The sequence below is a fragment of the Kitasatospora sp. NPDC047058 genome (assembly GCF_040643935.1).
Classification (GTDB): domain Bacteria; phylum Actinomycetota; class Actinomycetes; order Streptomycetales; family Streptomycetaceae; genus Kitasatospora.
The window spans coordinates 1-16,294 of sequence record NZ_JBEYVJ010000162.1; the positions used below are offsets into that span (position 1 = coordinate 1).

General features: G+C 69.0%; 7 protein-coding genes and 2 pseudogenes. 2 read left to right on the forward strand and 7 right to left on the reverse strand.

All coding sequences use genetic code 11. From position 1 onward, the window contains the following. Positions 1-238: 238 nt before the first annotated feature. The 5 genes and pseudogenes from ABZ885_RS22955 to ABZ885_RS22975 all read right to left on the reverse strand — a co-directional run bounded on the left by ABZ885_RS22955 (position 239) and on the right by ABZ885_RS22975 (position 12,832). Positions 239-6,886: an Ig-like domain repeat protein gene (locus ABZ885_RS22955; protein WP_360191603.1), complete on the reverse strand. Its 6,648-nt coding sequence runs from the start codon at positions 6,884-6,886 to the stop codon at positions 239-241. 12 nt (positions 6,887-6,898) lie between these two features. Continuing rightward, on the reverse strand, positions 6,899-9,790 hold the full coding sequence (locus tag ABZ885_RS22960) for a hypothetical protein (RefSeq protein WP_360191606.1): 2,892 nt from the start codon (positions 9,788-9,790) through the stop codon (positions 6,899-6,901). 265 nt (positions 9,791-10,055) lie between these two features. Next, positions 10,056-10,906, reverse strand: a pseudogene (locus ABZ885_RS22965) (IS256 family transposase); the annotation flags it as partial. Between the two features lie 386 nt (positions 10,907-11,292). Further along, positions 11,293-11,882: pseudogene (locus ABZ885_RS22970) on the reverse strand (transposase). Between the two features lie 113 nt (positions 11,883-11,995). Beyond that, positions 11,996-12,832 carry a LysR family transcriptional regulator gene (locus ABZ885_RS22975; RefSeq protein WP_360191609.1) on the reverse strand — a complete coding sequence of 279 codons (837 nt, stop codon included), beginning with the start codon at positions 12,830-12,832 and terminating at the stop codon, positions 11,996-11,998. 93 nt (positions 12,833-12,925) lie between these two features. On the opposite strand from ABZ885_RS22975, the gene ABZ885_RS22980 reads away from it, so the two are divergent. Next, complete coding sequence (locus tag ABZ885_RS22980; protein WP_360191618.1) at positions 12,926-13,663, forward strand: SDR family oxidoreductase; 738 nt, start codon at positions 12,926-12,928, stop codon at positions 13,661-13,663. A 219-nt stretch (positions 13,664-13,882) separates the two neighbouring features. On the opposite strand, the gene ABZ885_RS22985 is transcribed toward ABZ885_RS22980, so the two are convergent. Both ABZ885_RS22985 and ABZ885_RS22990 read right to left on the reverse strand, forming a co-directional pair. Beyond that, on the reverse strand, positions 13,883-14,128 hold the full coding sequence (locus ABZ885_RS22985) for a transposase (protein WP_360191612.1): 246 nt from the start codon (positions 14,126-14,128) through the stop codon (positions 13,883-13,885). 409 nt (positions 14,129-14,537) lie between these two features. Beyond that, positions 14,538-15,293, reverse strand: coding sequence for a hypothetical protein (locus ABZ885_RS22990; protein WP_360191615.1), 756 nt, complete (start codon positions 15,291-15,293; stop codon positions 14,538-14,540). Positions 15,294-15,887: 594 nt separating this feature from the next. Between ABZ885_RS22990 and ABZ885_RS22995 the strand changes: the two genes are divergently transcribed. Then, a partial coding sequence (locus tag ABZ885_RS22995; protein WP_360191621.1) for an HNH endonuclease family protein occupies positions 15,888-16,294 on the forward strand: 407 nt, incomplete at its 3' end.

Sequence of the window (16,294 nt, forward strand, 5' to 3'; positions counted from 1 at the left end):
CCCGGCGCAGCCGTCCCACGGCGGTCAACCCGCCCCCATCCGCATATCTCACACACCACCGGATACAGCCACCACAACGAGCCCGTCAGGCAAATCGGGACAGTTCACCCTGACGAGCCGAAGTCAGTAGTGACCACCGCATCGAGGTCCCGAACGAGTTGATCGGCCATGATGACTCGGATACGGCCCGTCTCGCCCAGCGGCGGGTCCGGCAGTGAGAGGGGATTGCTCGGTAGTGTCAGGTGCCGTCCGGATCGAGAATCGTGTTCCACGCGGGCTCACTGAGTGGGCTCGGATCCGTTCCCGAACTGGGGTCGAACTTCACCACGTTCGCGGCGCTGAGGCTTCCGAACCACAGTTGCAAGGCGGGGAACGCGTTCGTGAGCGCACTGGCAGGACGGTTGAGATGCAGGGACCAAAGCCGTATCCTCAGGTCCTTGACCAGGAACCCGTAGACAGGCTCGAAGAGACCGACTGCCTGTTCGCTGTCGTGGGTCATGCCCCGGCGGTTTACGTTGGCTGATCCGACGACGGCGAACTCATCGTCGAAAATCCACGTCTTGGAGTGAACGTATCTCTGGGCATGGGTACAGGCGATGACCTTGCCAGGTCCCGCAGCCAGGAGAGGGCTGAGGAAATTCTTGCGCCTTGCCCAATACTGGCCGATTCCAGGAGTCTCATTGTTGACCGTGTCCGTGTCCTCGGTCAGGATGATCAGTGACGAAATGGAAGGGAGTGCCGCCTGCAAAGCGGCGCTGATATCCATATCAACAAGGTACTGCTCCTCCAGGTAAATGAACTGAGCGGCGGATGCGATCGCCGTTAGGATCACGGACTTGGCGGAGCGTTCCCCAGTGGGGGCAAATGTATATCCTGAACCAGTGCCAAAACTTCCCGAGTGAGCCGTTCCGTTTCCGAATGTCCAAGCGGACTGGCATTGGATGTCACCCACCGGGCCGGAAACCCCTACCGACGAGTTGACCGAGGCCAGGGCACTTGCTACTGGCGAATCCGTCCACCTTCGAATGAAGTTCCGGTAGAGGTTCTCGGCCACGGGTCCTGCAAACCGACAGTGGACATCGTGGAGCGGCAGGGCAGGGGGGTTGCCCCACGACACGCGGTCCCGGTTCAGGTCCATTCCGCCGGCGAAGGAAAGGAGCGTCCCTCCCGCGAACACGACGACCACCTTCTGGTGGTGCGTCCCCGCGTCGAGGACCCGGCCGTCCTCGATGGCCGCTCCGTTGGTGAGGCCGTTGATGAAGCTCACCGCGGCGGCGTTGTTGAAGAAGCCGAAGGGGCCTCCGCTGCCGCCGGCGGGATTCTTGGCCAGTAGTGCGCGAACGTCGGCACCATTGTCACTCGCCAACTGCAGCAGGCTCTTCGGGGTCGTCGCGGGATCGCCAGTACCGTCGGCCTGCACGTCGAGCGGGCAGTCCAGGTCGAGGAACCATCCAGCGATATAGATGAAATCGCCGCTGCCGACTGACCGGAAGGCTGCCGCGATGTCAGGGAATGCCTCGTCACCCCCGACGTACACCTTGACCGAGTTGCCGTCGGCCCGGACACCCAGGCCGACGGAGGTGGAAAGCCATGCCGGGAACGGCCGCAACTCGTTGACAAAGTCGCTGTCCAGTGCCGCCATTGTGTTCGGGCCGATCTGGCCATCCACTGCCAGGGACCGTGCCGCTTGATAGTCCTCCACGGCTTTTTGCGTCTGCGATCCGAAAAACCCGGTGGCACCGGCCGGAATATTGAAGCCAAGGGATATGAGAGAAACCTGGACCTTCCGGACAGCTATGCCTGTGTCGTTCATCTGCATGATCGTCGTGCCAGCCAGGCAGCCCTCAAGAACCGGCTCGCCCATGAACCGAAATGCGTTCAGCAGAGTCTTGAGCGGGTCACCGTGTGTCCGGGGCACCGAGAAGGAACTCCGCTGCGCCAGGATGTGCAACCCCTCTGCGAGCAGCGAGAGGTACTGGGCTTCGTGCTCGGGTGGTGCCTGGGTCTCGTGCAGGACATCGACTGCCGTCTGTGCTGACGTAACCGCTTGTGCCGGCAGGGCGGCGTCCGCCAGCCACTGGGACAGCGTCAGCAGATCACCGGCGAACTTCATCACGGACTCGCCTGTCGAGATACTCGCCGCCTGCCGGTACACCTGCACAGCCTCAGCAGCCGGCTGCGCCACCTCCCCGCCCCGACCGGCCTGCATCAACCGCTTCACCACCTCGTGCAACGCCTCCGCGAGCAGGCCCAGGTACTCGGCCTTCGCCTCGGGAGGTGCCTGGGTCTCGTGCAGGATGTCCACAGCCGATCGCGCCGCCGCGACTGCTTGTGCCGCTTGCCCCTGGTCGGCCAGCTTGCTGGACTGCGCCAAGAACTGCCGTGCCAGCTCCATGATGTCCGGCCTCTCCTCGACCTGGTTGACATGGTGGGCCACTACTCCACTACTGAGCGCGAACGAGAAGTCACCGCTGTAGGAGCCAGTGATGACGTGAGTACCGGCCGGGAGGTCTGTCACGGAAATCGATGCTGTCCCCGTGATGAGCGACGCGTGCCCAAGCGTGCGGCTCCCGGCTCCGGCTCCCGTGGCTGTGAAGGTCACAACACCCGTCGGCTTCTCGGCTCCCGATCCGCTGACTGTGGCAGTGATCGTCACCGCCGTGCCGACCGCTGAAGGGTTGGGAGATGAGGCCAGCATCGTGCTGGAAGCCGATGTGACCGATCCGATCTCCGCAAGATCCAGGGTGTCGGCGTACAGCAGGCGAGGGGGCTGGTCGGGGTCGTCGGCCCGGAGGGTGTCGTGCTCCTCGACCACGAGGCGGAACCCGCCGGCGGCCCGGCCTTCGGGGAGCAGGACCTCGCCGCGCCACAGCACGGCGCCCGGTGCAGGTCCGCCGGAGGTGTCGGGTGTCACGGTGCCCCCTTTGACGGGCGTCCAGGCCAGTTCGCCCTGGAGGCCCGGCTCCCGCTCCTGGACGGATATCTCGATCCTGCTGGGGCCGACGTCCTCCATTGTTCGCTCGTAGCTGTCACCGGAGACCGCTACCCGCAGCCGCGCGGGTCTCTGCGGGTCGTACGTCACCAGTACCGAACGGTCGGCGTGGAGTTGAACGTAGTCGGCCAGCACCACCCTGGAGAGTTTGACGTCCAGTGACGTGCCGGGCGCCGCCGGGTCCGGTGCGACGACCGAGTGTGGCTGGTAGCGCGCCAGAGCCAGTCGGACGAAGGGCTCGAAGGCCGGGCCCTTGCCGTCCACGGCGGACGAGACCAGGTCCACCTCGATGTCGCAGTACCACAGGCCCCGGTCGGCGTCGAAGGCGACGTCGTGGCCGTACACGTTCACCCGGTTGTCGGAGGTGGGCGGTAGCTCGTCGAGTGTCAGGTCGCCGAAGTCTGCCTCGCCCCGCGGAAAGTGCGCGTCCGGGGGAAGACCCCCGCCACGCAGCACGTCGCGGCCGCTGCGGGTCACGTAGCGCGCGATGGCCCCCACCGGTTCGGCGACGCCGCGGGCTACGAGCACCCCGAGCTGCTCACCCTCGCCGGAGGAGAACCACGGCCCCTCCAGATAGACCCGAAGCCAGTGTCCACGTCGATGGCTGGCCATCAGGTTGCTGCCCGTCTGGCGTCGCCATTCGAACGCCGGCACCACGTACAGCACCCGTGGGGCGGCGGGCCGGGCCGAGCTCGGCACGTGGACCACTGTCTCCGGGCTGTCGCGGTTCACCGGCGGCAGGAACTCCACCTGGACGGGCCGGCCATCGGGGATGGCGCTGCCAGTCGACCGCGCGATCGTCCCGGCCTGCCAGTCCATGACGTAGTCGCCGCCACCGTCGCTCTCGGCGCGGACGAAGGCTGCGGCACCGTCCGCGCTGCGCACCGTCTCGGAGCGCAGGCCGACACCCGCCGGATCGAGGACGGTGGGCGCCGTCCCGTGGAGCGTCACCTCCGCGTGGCGGACGAAGTACTCCGAGAAGCGGCTGGTCGTGACGGCGCGGTAGCGCACCACGCGGTGCTTGGTGTCGGCGAATTGGTGTGCCGGATGATGCAGGTGATCCATTGTGACCCGGCCCGTGACGGGGTCGTAATCGGCGACCGTCTCGCCGCCGAACTCGATACCGCCCGGGACCCGGCCATAGTGCAGCCGCAGTTCCGCGGCGGCATCCTCGACCTGTCGTCGAGCGACCGGATCCTCAGCCGGCCCCGGAAGCTCATTCCAGCGGGCCACCAGGTCGATCCGGCCCGTACTGGAGGGATGGACCTGGACAGCGCCCAGCAGTCGCGCCTGGGCGGCCCCGAAGTCCCTTTCGGCCACCAACTCTTGAACGGTCGGCGTGCCCAGCGGCTGCTGCACCGCGTGCACCAGGGTCAAGGTGCGGGCCGGGGTGAGGGCCCAGTGCCCGCCCTCCAGCGCCAGTTGCGTCAACAGCATGACCTGCTCGCCCAACGACGCCAGGTCCGCCGGGGCGGCGGCTTCGGCGGCCATGGCGTCGACCTCCCGCCGGATCCAGTCCCAGACTCCGAGGAGATCGAGATCGGCCCGGTGGAAGAAGCAGCTCAGCGGGATCTCGGCCACTTCGCCCTTGGGCAGCTCCACCGTGAGGACCCGGCTCCGCGCGTCCCAGCCCGGCAGGCCCGAACCCTCGCGAAGCACCAGCCGGAACGGCCGCATGGCCGGCCACTCGGAGGCCGCACCGAAGTCGAGGTGGGTGACGCTGCCGGGCTGCGGCACTTCCATGGCGTGGTACGAGAGCCGGCCCTCGCCGTCCGCCGCTCCGACCATGCCTTCCGGCGCTCCCGGAAGCGCGCGCAGGGCCGCGCCCCGAGCCAGGGGGTCCGGGAGCCAGGGCAGCACCAGTTGCTCCTCCGGCGCGACGGGCACCTCCCGCTCCTGGCCGAGCTGGGCACCGTCGCGTTCCCGGATCATCCGGTACGTTGCCCGGTCGCCGCGCAGCCGGCCGCTCTCGTCGTCGAAGGCTCCGTGGGCCTCGGCGAGCGCCTCGGTGGTTCGTGGCGGGGCGATATGGCGCTCGGCCGTCCGACCCGTCGGGGTCCGGTCCTCATCGAGGCCCGTGTTGGCACTGCGGACGACCATGCGGTCCAGCGACTCGCCCGGATCCCTCTCCCCGTCGAGCGCCCCTCGCAGCACCACCACCGGCGACGGCACCGCCTCGTACCGCAGGTACGTCCGGCCCGGCGGGTCGGCCGGCAGCGCCGAAGTATTCCCGGCCTCCGCCAGGGACCGGCTGTTGCCGGCGAGATCGACCACCCTGGCCCGCAGCCGGTACCCGACTCCGAACCGCAGGCTCGGCAGTGACCCGCCGGCCGGGGCGAAACCGGTCCGCAGGCCGAAGGCCGTGACGGCGGCGCTCGCCGGCGACTCCGGTGCCCCGCCGGGGCCGGCCTCCTCCCGGGAGATCGCGCGGCCCGGCCGCGGCGCCACCAGGCTCCACCCGTTCCAGCGCAGCATCGACTCGTGCAGGTACAACTCGGCCGGCTGGTCCGGGCCGCCCGGCCCGGCGGGCATGCCCGCGGCCGATAGCTGGACGAACCCCTCGTCCTCCAACGTGCGTTCGGCCCCGGTCGCCTCGAAGCGGTACGTCCCGATCCTCCGGCACAACGAGTGCCACTCGCCGGAGCGGGAGTCCCAGACGTCCACGCGGTAGCCGCGCATCAGTTGCTCGGCCTCCAGGACGGGCACCCCGGATGCGGCCAGCAGATCGTTGTGTGCCTTCGCCCGGGCGAGTTCCTCGGCGACGGCTTTCGCCCGGGCGTCGCGGACCAGCGCGAACCCGGCGGAGCGCAGCACCGGCAGGCCGGCGCCCGTCGGCTGGTCGGCGGCTTTCCGGTTCGCGATGGCATCCAGGCTCAGCCCGAGGTTGACGATCTTGTGCACCGCGCCGTCCACGTCGACGTCGGAGAGGTCGAACCGGCTCCCGTCCAGGTCGAGCAGGCCCTGGCGCCCCGGCGCGGTCGAGCCGGCGGCGGTGAAGTCGGTGCCGTCCCAGACCGAGCTGGTGGCCGGCGAGATGTCAGGTTCGGGGCTGGCCTGGTCCGCCGGCTTCCAGCGAGGCAGTACCCGCAGCCGGCGTGGATCGGACTCCGGGCGCACCGCGGCGGTGGGCACCTCAAGGTCGAGGACGAGCCCCAACAGGGTCAGCAGCTCGGGATAGTCGCTGAGGCAGGAGAGTGCCTGGTGAAAGTCGAGAAGCTGGGCGAGCTCCGCCTCCTTCGGCAGCGGGGTGTCCGGCCGCTCCGGGCGTTCGTGGAACCGCTGGAACGCGGCCACGGCCTCGGAGGCCGACTCGCGCCCGTCGGCGGGCGCGAACGCATGCACGTGCAGGCCCGGCGGCGGGGGCTGTGTCGGGTCGACCACCGGTGGAGGCTCCGTTGGATCGCCGGGGCCGAAACCCTGGTCCCGCAGGGCATCTGCCAGCGGATGGAACACATGCTCACCGCTGCGGTCGCGAACGCGAAGGGGCGGGAGGCCGAGCGGGAACTCCGCCGCGACCCTGCCGTACAGCGCCCGGACCTGGTCCCGCACCTGCTGGAACGGGTACGACACCAACCGGTGTGCCGAGTAGTCGGAGGGCACGTGCGAGCGCACCCGCGTCCGGTCGGTGAACAACGCTTCCCACAGCGTGGGCTCCAGAGTGTTCAGGGGCCGAAGGCCGTCGGCGACCACCATGCCATCGAGCTCCAGGGCGAACTCGGTGGCCGCCACGACCGCAGTCCAGTGGCGCAGGTCGGGGAAGGCGGAGAGCTCTCCGTCGGCACCGTCGACCGTCGTCAGACGCGGCGAGACCAGCACCGACAGGCGCAGCCGGCGAGTGTCGCCCGCGCCGACCAGCCCATGGGGCAACGCCGTCCACATCAGTTTCTCGGGCACCCTTGGCTCCTCTCATGCGAGGGCGCCCGCGTAGGCCGCCCAGTCGGCCTCGGACATGACGTCGCCGAAACCCGGATCACCGTCGCCCTTGGCGAAGCTGCGCCGCACGGTGAACTCCACCGACTTGCTGAACAGGGTCAGATCGATCTTGAGTACCACCGTGGCCACGCCGTAGATCCGTTCGGAGCCGTCACCGTCACGGACGTAGCTGAGACCCATGAACATGTCGATCGACACGCTGACCAGGCCAAGGACCTCGACGTCGCCGCCCATCCTCAGGTAGCCGGTGAGCTCGGTCGCCACCTTCTCGTAGTGGAAGTAGACGCCCGCCATGATCGATACGCCGCCGCTTGCCACCCCGAAGTCCAGCGAGACGCTTGCGCCGAACTCCAGCGCGGCCTCGATCATCTCGATGCCGTCCAGCCCGAGCGCGATGACGAAGTAGCCTCCGCCGCCTAGACCCTGAACGGTCAACAGGAACTCGTCGTGCCGCTCGGCGAAGTTGAATCGCAGGCTGGCCCGGCCGTCGGTGAACGGTAGGTGCAGGCTCGCGCCCAGCTTCACGTTCTCCAGTGCGAACACACCGACCGTGACGGGCGGCAGGGCCAGCGAGTAGCCGACCTTCACGCCCGAGGGGCCGACCTCAAGTGCCGGGGGATCGCTGAATCCGTCCGACGGGATGAGGGCGCGCAGCGCGTTCAGGAAGGACAGTGGCGGCCGGAAGACCAGGGCCTCGTCGGCCAGGTCGGCGCTGACGACCGGTTGGCCGCCGTTTTCGGACCGGAAGGACAGGGCGTTGAAGTTGACGTTCAGTACGTCCTGGAAGGAGAAGGTGAAGTTCGAGAGGGTGGTGCTGACCGACGACCTGGCCGGACCGCCGTCCATCGGCCGCTCGATTCGGGCGTGCAGGCTCAGTGACATGCCGGGAGGGCGCGACCGCAGGGGCCCGGTGTCCGCACCGTCGGTGATCTTGGGTTCCCAGTCCAGCGTGGCGACCACCGCGTCGGACGTCACGTGACTCACCATCCGCGGTAGCTGCGCCTGGTCGCCGCTCGCGGGTAGCAGCGCGCTCAACCGCACGGCCCCGAGGAGCCGGGCGCTGTCGGCGAAGAACGTGCTCGGGTCGAACCTCCCCGCGGTGAGCTGGTCGAAGTCGCCGCCCACCGGTCCGAGGCTTCGGGACAGCCCCCGCGCCGCGAGGTCCAGCCGGGCCAGCGCGCCGCCCCGCTCCGCGGGCAGCGCCACATCCAGCGCCGGGCCCGTCACCTCGGCGAAGAGTTGGGCGGGGTTGGCTGCGGCGTCCAGCCCGGATTCCAGGAATGCCCGCGCGAGGCCGACCTCGACCGGTTCGGAGACGCCGGTGATTTGCTCGACGGCGGGCACACGGACCACCGCGGACTCCAGCACCGGCAGGAAGGGCACCTCGGGCGGCGTGGTGGCACCGTCGGGGGCGATGTGGACGTCGAAAACCAGTGACTCGGTGGTCAGGGCGGTATCACCCGGCCGCAGAGGATCGACGGGCGGGGCGTACACGACCTGGGCGCCATCGATCGGAATGCGCCGCCGCTCGCTCGGTGGGTTGCCGGTGAGGCTCCGGTAGGCCCGGCTGATACCGCTCATGAAGATGTCGCTGAGCTCGGCGACGGTTTGGGGCACGAAGATCACTGCTGCGTGGAAGTCGGTCTCCGCTCCGGTGCTGTCCGTCCCGATCATGTGGAAGAGGGCCGGGCCCGCCTGCGCCGGAGCCTCTGACATCACCCAGAATATCCCGTGGGTGTGGAGGATGTCCTCCGTGGTCACGGGCAGAGAGACCGTGGTGATGCGGATCTGTGAGAAGGGCATCTCCCGCCCGCCGTGCGGGTACCCCTCCGGCCGGTACGTCCTCACCGGCTCGCGCACCGCGATGAACCGACGCTCTCGCAGCACCGCGACCCGGCCCCCCGAGCGCTCCTCGATGAGGCGCTCGGTGACCTCGATGTATGCGGCCCGGTGGCCGAACGGAAACAGAAGTCCTTCTTGAACGGTTCGTACGAAGTGGTCCCGGCCCAGGGTGGTCACATGCTGCCACTGGCTGAGGTCAAAGGTGGGCACCCCGTCCCAATCACCGCGAGCACGCAACCAGCCGCCCCGTGCGGAGAGCATCAGTCGGTCGACGGCAACCGGTTCGGGGCTGTACGCGGTACCGTCGTTCTTTCGGAGCCTGAAGTCCGCCGACAGGCCGACGATCTGTCGTCGAAACTTCAGCCCTGGCGGGGTGTCGACGCCGGCCGCCGGGCCGTCGCCCATGTCCGGGGAGAACACCGCCCGAACGTACCGGTCCTCGGCTTGCTCCTCGTCGACGGAGGCCGAGCCCTGCGGCCCGGCACGCGTGACGCCGAGGCGGGTGTGCCACAGCTCGGTCCGGCCCTCGTGGGTGACCGGCTGCACCGAGTGTGCCCAGCCGCCGCCGGGATGCGGGGACAGCAGGAGGCGGTACGGCAGCTCGATCGCCGTCTCGGTGGCGGTCGGCGCCCGCGGGAATGGCGCCGTCGTCGCATCCTCGAACACGGTGCCCCTGGCCGGCAGCGCCACAGGTACCAGCTGGGGATCCAGTGACGTCCAGTCAAGCAGTGTGTCCAGCGTGAACGGAAGCTCGTTGACGTCTGCACGAAGTCGGAATGCCAATCGACTGGGCCCAGCCACTCGCCCGAGCATCGGAACGGAGGGGGCACTTTCCTCGGCGGCCACAGTCTCGGCCAGGTGCTGAGGCGGGAAGTGGACGACGATGAGGGCGTCCCGCCCGGGCTCATCTCGCACCAGCCGGCCACCCGGGGGCCTGTCTTTCACGAGGATGAGATTGACAAATTCGAACCGCACAGACAGCAGGTCGAGCGACCTCAGCACGATCTTGGAGAAGGACGACATCTGCCTCAGCTCCCGCCTGGGCGATCGTCACTGGACGCTCGCAGTGGGAACGCGAGCCAGGACGCTTCCTTGCACCACTTCCATGGCAGCACTCCTCGCGGGGCGCAGCAACTCCTAATGCGGGACGGGATTGGTCAGCTTTGGTATCGGTGTAGCAGCGTTCGCGCCAGCGACGCGCTGCAGCAGCGACAAGTAGTGGGCCGGACCGAGAGGTCACGTTCGCTGGAGTGGTGTATCGACGGCCACTCGGTGATCCACTTTCAGGTTATGCGGTGAGCGCGGTCGTGGTGGTCTCTTCGGTGCTGTCTCCCTCGATCGGGTGGAGGCGGCAGCGGCCGAGGATCTCGGAGCCGATGTAGCGCCGCTGCTCGGCCCATTCGTCGCTCTGCTCGGCCAGGACCGCGCCGATCAGCCGGATGACCGAGCTGCGGTCGGGGAATATCCCGACGACGTCGGTGCGACGCCGGATCTCCTTGTTCAGCCGTTCCTGCGGATTGTTCGACCAGATCGACTTCCAGACCGTGCGCGGGAACACGGCGAAGGCCAACAGGTCCTCACGGCCGCGCTCCAAGTGCTCTGCGGCCTTGGGGAATCGCTCGTCGAGGGCAGCGATGACGGTGGCCATCTGCTGGCGCACGGCCTTCGCATCAGGCTGTTCGAAGACGGTCCGCAGCAGGGTGGCGACCCAGGGCTGGGCGGACCTCGGAACCTGCGAGAGTAGACTCCGCGCGTAGTGCGTTCGACACCTCTGCCAGGACGCACCGGGCAGAGTCGCGCCGATCGCGTCGACCAGGCCGGCGTGGGCGTCGCTCACGACGAGCTTGACCCCGCCCAGGCCGCGGGCGACCGGCGAGCGCAGGAACGCCAGCCAGCCGGCGCCGTCCTCGCTGGTGGCGACGTCCAGGCCCAGGACCTCGCGCTGGCCCTCGTTGTTGACGCCGACCGCGACCAGGCAGTGGACGTTGACGACCCGGCCGCCCTCGCGGACTTTCTGGGTCAGGGCGTCGACCCAGACGAAGGTGTAGGGGCCCTGGTCGAGCGGACGGTGGCGGAACTCGCCGACCCGCTCGTCCAGGTGCTTGGCCATCTCGCCGACCTGAAGAGGACGTTAAGTCCGTTTCTGGTAGCGGCCGCGTCCGGGTTGGTCGAGGAGTCCTTGACGAGCGAGTCGTCCCAGGCGGGAGCGGTGACGTTGATCGAGGGCTCGTCGGTGGGCAGGCCGAGGAGGTCGTGTAGGTCGCGAACCCGAAAGACCTGCCCGGGATGCTCGTTGAAGGCGGTCACGATGCGCTGGTAGACGGTGGCGGTCTCCGCAGGGGCCGGTTCGTGGTCGGGCAGGGTGAGGCCGTCGATGACCTTGCCGGTGGTGACGGTCTCGGCGAGGCGGGCTTCGACCTCGGCCAGGGCACCGGTGAGTTGGTCGATCTGTTCGCGCAGGTAGTCGGCGCGTGCCGCGGTCTCGTCGTGTTCGGCCTGCAACAGCCGCAGGAGTTCGGTGACGTTCACGCGGCCAGCTCGACGTCGTCGCGCCCGGCGGGGCTGGGGGTGGTGAGGCGGCGGAGCATGCCGGCGGTGGAGGCCCAGGGCGATGCCGGCCTCGTTGTCGTGCGCGCCGGCGGCCAGGACCACCACGCCGATGATCAGGCCCAGCACGTCGACGGCCAGTCCCCGCTTCCTCCCCGGCGTCTTCTTGTTCGCATCCAGCCCCGTCGTCTCCTTCGGCACCCCGGCCGCCACGCGGACGGACTGGGTGTCGGTGATCACCAGGGACGGGTCCTCTCATCGGCGGGCCCGCTCCCGCACCTGGCAGCGCAGGATCTCCTGAATCCGCTGGTCAAGGCCGTCCCGGGCGCCACAGGGTGAAGTAGCAGAACACCGCCGACCAGGCCGGGAAGTCGTGCGGCAGGAGCCGCCACTGACAGCCCGTCCGGTTCTGGTACAGCAGCGCGTTCACGACCTCACGCAGGTCACAGGAGCCCGGGCCCCCGGTCGCCGAGCGCGCCACCCGCTCCTGCTTCCAGGCGGTGACCAGCGGCTCGATCAAGGCCCACTGCCCGTCAGACAAGTCCGTTGAGTACGGCATCCGTTCCATGCCCCGACCCCACCATGCACACGACATGCGAGTCAGCCTGAACGTCCCCGTACCCACGAACGGGCGACACCAGATCACCCAGAAACGGACTTAACGTCCACTTAATCCGAGTTCTAAAGACGTGTTGCAACGCGGACCAGGTCAGCAACTGCACGAAGGCGACTGTGCGGCGGCCAGGCGATCGCCGTTGCCACGGGCGGAGCGTCCAGGACCGGTACGGCAGCGAGGTCCCGGCGCAGGTCGGCGCTGGCTGACTCGGGAATGACCACGGTGGTACGGCCGAGCGCGATCAGCTGGAAGAGCTGTGTCAGGTTCCGTACCTCTGCGCCCGGTCCCTCCGGGTAGCTGCCGCTGGGACCGGGCCAGCGCGCCATCGGGAGCTCTGGCAGCGTGGTGACGTCGGCCATCCGGATCTGAGAGCGGCTGGCGAGCGGGTGTGAGGCCGGCAGGATCGCGACCTGTCCCTCGGTGTACAGGATTTCGGTGTCGAGCCCGGCTGCTGAGTCGAAGGGCAGGTGCAGCAGGGCTACGTCGGCTTGCCCGTCCTGCAGCAGCTGGTGCTGGTGTGCCTCGCAGAGCAGTAGCTCGACGGTGGCTGCGCCGGGTTCCGCGGCGTAGGCGTCGAGCAGTTTCGTCAGCAGTTCGCCGGCGGTGCCGGACTTCACGGCGAGGACAAGGCTGGGGTGCGCTGTCGCGGCCCGACGGGTACGCCGCTCAGCTGCGGTCACTGCGCTGAGGATCGCGCGACCTTCGGCCAGAAGCACGCCTCCGGCCGCGGTGAGCGTGACCTTGCGGCTGGTGCGTTCCAGCAGTGCGATTCCGAGCCGCCGTTCGAGCTGGGTGATCGCGCGGGACAGGGGCGGCTGGGCCATCCCAAGGCGCTGGGCAGCCTTGCCGAAGTGCAGCTCCTCGGCGACGGCGACGAAGTACCGCAGCTCGCGAATTTCCATGAGTCCAGGCTAATGACGGCAGACGGCAGATCGATACCGACCAGGTATCGCTGCACTACCGAGATGGTGTTGGTGCCCGGCCGCAGCACGAGCATGCTCGCTGTCATGAGCGAGAAGACGATCGCGCTGGTCACCGGCGCGAACAAGGGGATCGGGTATGAGATCGCGGCCGGGCTGGGTGCGCGGGGCTGGAGTGTCGGTGTCGGCGCCCGGGACGAGCAACGCCGCCAGGACGCCGTGGCGAAGTTGCGCGCGGCCGGCGCCGACGCGTTCGGCGTACCCCTGGACGTGACCGACGGCGGGAGTGTGTCCGCCGCGGTCCAACTGATCGAGGAGCGGGCAGGACGGCTCGACGTACTGGTCAACAATGCCGGCGTTGCCGGCGGCTGGCCGGAGGAACCCACGACCATCGACCTCGAGACCGTGCGGCGACTGGTGGAGACCAACGTCATCGGCGTCATCAGGGTCACCAACGCAATGCTGCCGCTGCTCCGCCGCTCGGAGCACCCGCGGATCGTCAACCAGTCCAGCCACGTCGGTTCCCTGACACTGCAGACCACGCCCGGCGTCGACCTCGGGGGGATCAGCGGGGGCTACGCGCCGACGAAGACCTACCTCAACGCCGTCACCATCCAGTACGCCAAGGAGCTGAGCGGCACCAACATCCTGATCAACAACGCCTGCCCCGGTTACGTGGCCACCGACCTCAACGGATTCAGCGGGACCCAGACCCCCGAGCAGGGCGCGGCGATCGCCATCAGACTGGCGACCCTGCCGGACGACGGCCCTACCGGCCAACTGTTCGACGACAACGGGGTCGTGCCCTGGTGACCTGACCCTCGGATACGCCCTCGTCGATCAGGCCGCCGCCGGTCGGACCCACGTGCACCCTGCGAAGATCGCTGTCGCTGGGCTGGACGACGTCCCATAGCCTTACGCAGCCTTGGCTGGGTATTCGGTCCAATCCCGGATGGGTGACTCGGGTGCGAAGCCCGTCTTCGGCTCGGCGCGGGCGTTGTGCCAGCGTATGCAGGCAGCGATGGCGGCGTACTACTCGTCGTACGTGCGGTGGTCCGTGCCGTTGAATGCGAAGTAGCGCAGCACGGCGAACTCGGACTCGATCCAGTTCAGCCAGGAACCGTAGGCGGGTAGGAAGACCAGCTCGATGTCGTTGTCGGCGGCCCAAGTACGGACCTCGGCGTGCTTGTGCGGGGAGAAGTCGTCCAGTACGACGTACAGCTTCTCCTTGGGCCAGCGGGCTCGCAGCGCTTCCGCAGGCCGAGGAACTCGTGCCACCGCTTGCGCTCGCGGATGCGGTAGTAAATCTTGCCGATGGCCAGATCGAGGGCGGCGAGCATGTGCATCACGCCCTCGTAGCGGTTGGAGGTGGCCCTCAGCCGGCGCGGAGCGCGAAGTGGCCTCCACGCTCTGCCCTTGCGCGGCTGGAGACCGAGCGGGCCGAACTCGTCCACGCAGACCACCCGGCCGTCGACGGGCGGCGTGTCGTAGAGCTCCAGGACCCAGTGCATCTTGGCGATGAAAGCCGGGTCGGTGGATGCCTTCCATGTGGTCGTCGTCTGCCAGGAGACCTTGCCCTCGCGCAAGATCCGGCGCAAGGTCTCCCGGCTGAGGGCGGCGACGACCTTGTGCTTGAAGTGAACGAAGCCAGCCGGCGGTGGGCGGGCAGCCGTGGCGCTGCTGGCTGTCAGAAGGGCGGGGTGGCGAAGTCTCCGTCGAGGAAGCAGAAGTCCCTGGTGTAGGGGCTTCGGTCGTCGTCGCCGGGGCGGGCCAGGCCGGTGGTGTCGTGTCCCCAGGCGCGCAGGGCGCCAAGGGCCTGCCGGCGGCGCCACTGCGTGTCGTTGGTGAGGAGGAGCCGGCGGGCGTAGCGGGCGAGGTTGTCTCGGTGTGGGGCCAGGGCGGGGTGTTCGGCGAAGGCTAGGGCCGCGGCCAGCGCGGTGTCGCGGACGGCTGCGTCGGCGTCGTCGAGGAACGGTGAGACGGCTCGGTAGAGCACCGGCCGCAGAGCACGCAGCGCGGCCATGGCGGGGCAGCCGTCCTGATAGTCCCGGTCGCCATAGCGGTTGCCGGCTGCGGCGCACGCGTCGTCGGAGTCGCAGGCGACGCCGGCGAGCCATGCCAGAAGCAGCGCGCACACACCGTCCGCCTCCACGCCGTGCTGTGCCGAGCGGCGGGCGAGGAGCGCCGCAACGAGCAAGGCGGTCACGGGAGTGGCCTCGTAGATGGTGTTCTGGTGCCGCACCGGTTCGAGGGCGTCGAGGGTCTTCCGGGCTTCGGGCACGGTCAGGTCGGGCTCGAGGAGACGGATCAGCGCCTGGGGCAGTTTCCTGGCGGTGCCTGTAGCGGTCTGTAGCGACGACCAGTTGGTCCCGCGCAGCAGTGCCGAGGGGTCGGGCAGTGCCTCTGGTTCGGGCCGGTTGGTGTGCGGGTCAGTGGTGGTCACCGCCCGACCCTAACGGTCCGTCGCCGACATCACTGGGCCCGCTGGCCCTGTGGCGCTGGCCTCGGCGCCCGGCCGTCGTCGGACAGGCCGGGTCGAGCAGTTGGAAGCCGTGGGGTGGTCTGGTGAGCCGTGTTGGGCTTGGACCGGTGGCGACAGGAGGTGTTCAGGATCGAGGGCTGCGGCGGAGCCGGGAGAAGAAGTCCGATCCGAAAGCGGACACCCCTCCGATGAAACCAGCACCACCGCCGCGCTCGCCACCAGCGCCCTACTCGCCCTCACCGTCCTCACCGCGGCCGCGCCGACCGCTGGGGCCGCACCGGCCGAGGCCGGCCACCACCGCTCCCCCGGGCAGGTCCTGACGATCCGGCTCGCGACGCCATCAACGCCCTGCCCGTCGCCGACGAGAACAGGGACGGCTACGAGCGCACGAAGTTCCGTCACTGGACCGACGCCAACAAGAACGGCTGCAACACCCGCAAGGAGGTCATCCTCGCCGAGGCCGTCGACGCCCCTGAGGTTGGCCCGGGCTGCGCGCTGAGCGGCGGCGCGTGGTTCTCGCCCTACGACGACCTGGCCGTCGTCGACTCCGGCGCCCTGGACGTCGACCCCCTCGCGGAGGCCTGGGACTCCGGCGCCTTCGCCTGGAGCTCGAAGGAGCGCGAGGCCTACGCCAACGACCTCGGTGACCCCAGGTCGTTGATCGCGGTCAGCGCCAAGTCGAACCGCTCGAAGGCCGACAAAGACGTCGCCGAGTGGATGCCCCAGGCCGCCCACTACGCCTGCACCTACCTCACCGACTGGACCACCGTGAAGACCCGCTGGTCCTCACCGCCGACCCGCGCGAGAAGACCGCCCTCACCCGCCTGGCCGCCACCTGCCCCAACGAGCCCATCACCGTCGAACTCGCCCGCTGACCACCCCTTCCCGGGACCTGTTGCCCGAACGTATCCGCCCGTTCCCGGGCCCCCGGGTGCCGGGCTACGGGGCCGGCCCGCGGCCCG